A 2,848-nucleotide genomic window follows, 5' to 3' on the forward strand; every position below is an offset into this window, starting at 1 on the left:
TGGGAACCGACATCAGGCTCATCACGATGATCGGCTGTTCCGAGGTGACGTTCAGTTGCCATTTTCCGGCGCCGTCTCCAAGTTCGCCTTCAAAGCCGGCGTCTCCTTCCTCCAGCGCCATGGCGATAAACGTTCTCGCCGCACCGGGCGCCACCGACAGTTCGATGGGGTCATGGCTTTCGTGACCCTCGTCGTCGACGCCGGAAATCTCCACTTCGGCGGTTACGTCGCCGGGATTGACGATGCGCAACCGGCTTTGTTGATTGGGGTTTGCGGCCGGATTCAATATGGCCACGCGATGCCGGCCAGCCGACATCGGCGCAACATCGTGCATGGCCGTCAGGAACCCGCTGGTGGCGGGGTCGTCGCCCTGGATGCGGATGTAGGCAAGTACCTGTATGTCCAGCTCGGTTTCGAGGGTCAGCCACCAGTCGCCCATGCCGGGCACAACCATGCCGCTCAGTCCTTTCGCCATGGCGCCGGATTCAAGGTCGTCGGAATTGAAGTGGGCTGTCCGTCCCGCCCCGATAGTCAGGGTCAAAGGCCCCTGCTTCGCACCGGCATCGTCGTAGGCATGAATGGTTGCCTCGCCGTCATCGTCGGACCGATTGATGACCCGGACGAATCCTTGCCGTCCCGATGTGTCGCCGGCCGCGGGGAACATCGGCACGAAGTGCATGGATCCTTCCTCGTGCCCGTGTCCGTGGGAGTCGCCGCCGTGGCCATGGTCATCATGGGCGTATTCCAGCAGGTTTTTCGGAGCCGTGGACAGGTTCGAAAGGTAGCCTTCCGGGCTCAGCAGCAGGCTCATGACGGTGACCGGTTGCTCCGATTTGACCCAAAGCTGCCACTTGCCTTCCCCGGCGCCAAGGGCGCCTTCGAAATCTTCGTGCCCGGATTCCAGATCGGCGGCGGCCAGGGTGCGCGAGGTTCCGGCCGGAATCGGGAGGCTCACGTAGCCGACGGTGTCGTCATCATGGCCATCAGAGTCATGGCCGTGATCGTCATGGGAGTGGCCGTGATCGTCGTCGGAGTCTCCATGGTCGCCGGTGGAGGTGCCATGATCGTCGGTGGCCGTGATCCGGACCTCGACATCGTCGTCACCGGGGTTGGCAATGCGCAGCCGGCTGCGCTGGTTCATGTTACGACCCGGGTTGAAGATGGCTACCTGGTAGGTGTATTTGTAATCTGTGCCGTGTTCGTTATCTCCATGATGGTCGTCTCCGTGATCGTGGTCGTGGTCCGATTCTTCCGAGTGAGGTTTCATGGAATCGGCAGGAACGATGTCGTGCATCGAGGTCAGGAACCCATCCGCAGGGGTGCGAATGTAGGCGAGTACCTCGATATCCAGTTCGCTCGACAGCATGAGGCGCCAATCGCGTTCGGTGGAACCCGCGCTACCGGTCAGGCCCTTGTCGGTATTGCCGTTTTCAAGATCCCCCGAGTTGAAATGGACCGTCTCGCCTGCGGCGATGGACAACGTCACGTGCGACCCCACGTGCCCTGCATCGTCGACGGCGACGATCTCGACCTCGCCGGAGTGGTCGGAATGGTTGAGCACCCGCACGAATCCTTCCCGCACAGCGTCGGAAGCCGACGGAAAATAGGGTACCGAGTGGCTTCCCGCGCGCTCATCGGTTGTGTCATCCGTCGAGGCAACGGCGTCGGGCAGGCCCAACCCGAACCAGATCATCGGCAAACACAGCAGGCCGAGCCACAACAGGGCCCGGATTTCTGCAAGCGGGTTTCGAACAGACCCGGGATTCATCTCGGAAAGCACTGCAGGGCCGGGGGATGGATTTTCCGGGCGATGGCCGGGTATCGGGGCGGATTGGGCGGGCATGTGCATCGTTCCTGCTCGTATTACCGCCTGACCGACTGGCTCAACTGGCAGGACAGCATTGGTTTTTCGCAGCGCTCGTAGCGCGGGTATGAATCTACAACAAACGAGGCGTCAATCACATGTCGGTCGTGGCCGCAGGCAGGTCGACTGTGGCGATGGCGCCCGATATGCTCGCGCCACCATTCATTCGGGAGGCGATGGAGTTGGCTACAGGAAACCGACCCGATCGGTATCCGCGCCGGATTGCGGCCGCCGTCGCGCTGACGATGCTCGGTTGCGCGGCCTGGGCCCAGGACGACAGCGGCGTAATCGAGGAAATCGTCGTGACCGGAACCCAGATCAGGGGCGCCAACATCGCGGAGGCCCTCGCGGTGTCCGTGGTGACCGCCGAAGACATCGATGTGCTCGGCATCGACTCCGGTGAAGAGTTGCTCGCCATGATCCCGGAGAACGGGCAGAACTTTTTCAACGAAGCGGAAAACATCAGCGGCGGCGTCAATTCCGCACGCGGAGACGTGGGCGCCTATAACCTGCGCAGCATGGGAACCGGCAATACCCTGTCGCTGCTGAACGGGCGCCGGGTGGTGAACTCGGCGACCTTCCAGACCGAAGAGGTCGGCGGCAGTTTCGTGCCTGTCAACACGGCCAACACCAACACCATTCCGGTGCGCGGCGTGGAGCGCGTGGAGGTGTTGCGCGATGGCGCCTCCGCGATATACGGCGCCGACGCGGTGGCGGGCGTGGTCAACACCGTTCTGAAAAGCGATTTCGAAGGGCTGACGGTTCGTGTAAAGCACACGGAGTTCGACGGCTTGCCCCGTGACGATCAGAGCCTCAGTCTGGAATGGGGACGGTATTTCAACGACGGCCGCACCAACGTGGGCTTCTTTTTCGATTATCTGAAGCGCGGCAGGGTCAATTCCCAGGACGACGAGCGCTGGGCGAATTCGGATTTTCGTGAAAGGGTTCCCGAAGACTCACCGTTCGCCGGCAGCGCGTCGTTCC

Annotated in this window: 2 protein-coding genes; one reads left to right on the forward strand and one right to left on the reverse strand. The window is 62.0% G+C overall.

What is annotated here, in order from left to right:
- A partial coding sequence (locus tag OXG98_07895; GenBank protein ID MCY3771925.1) for a DUF5719 family protein occupies nt 1–1,843 on the reverse strand: 1,843 nt, incomplete at its 3' end.
- Between the two features lie 266 nt (nt 1,844–2,109).
- Between OXG98_07895 and OXG98_07900 the strand changes: the two genes are divergently transcribed.
- On the forward strand, nt 2,110–2,848 hold a 739-nt coding region (locus OXG98_07900; protein ID MCY3771926.1), incomplete at its 3' end, for a TonB-dependent receptor plug domain-containing protein.

This window comes from Gemmatimonadota bacterium (assembly GCA_026706345.1).
Taxonomy (GTDB): Bacteria; JAAXHH01; JAAXHH01; order JAAXHH01; family JAAXHH01; genus JAAXHH01.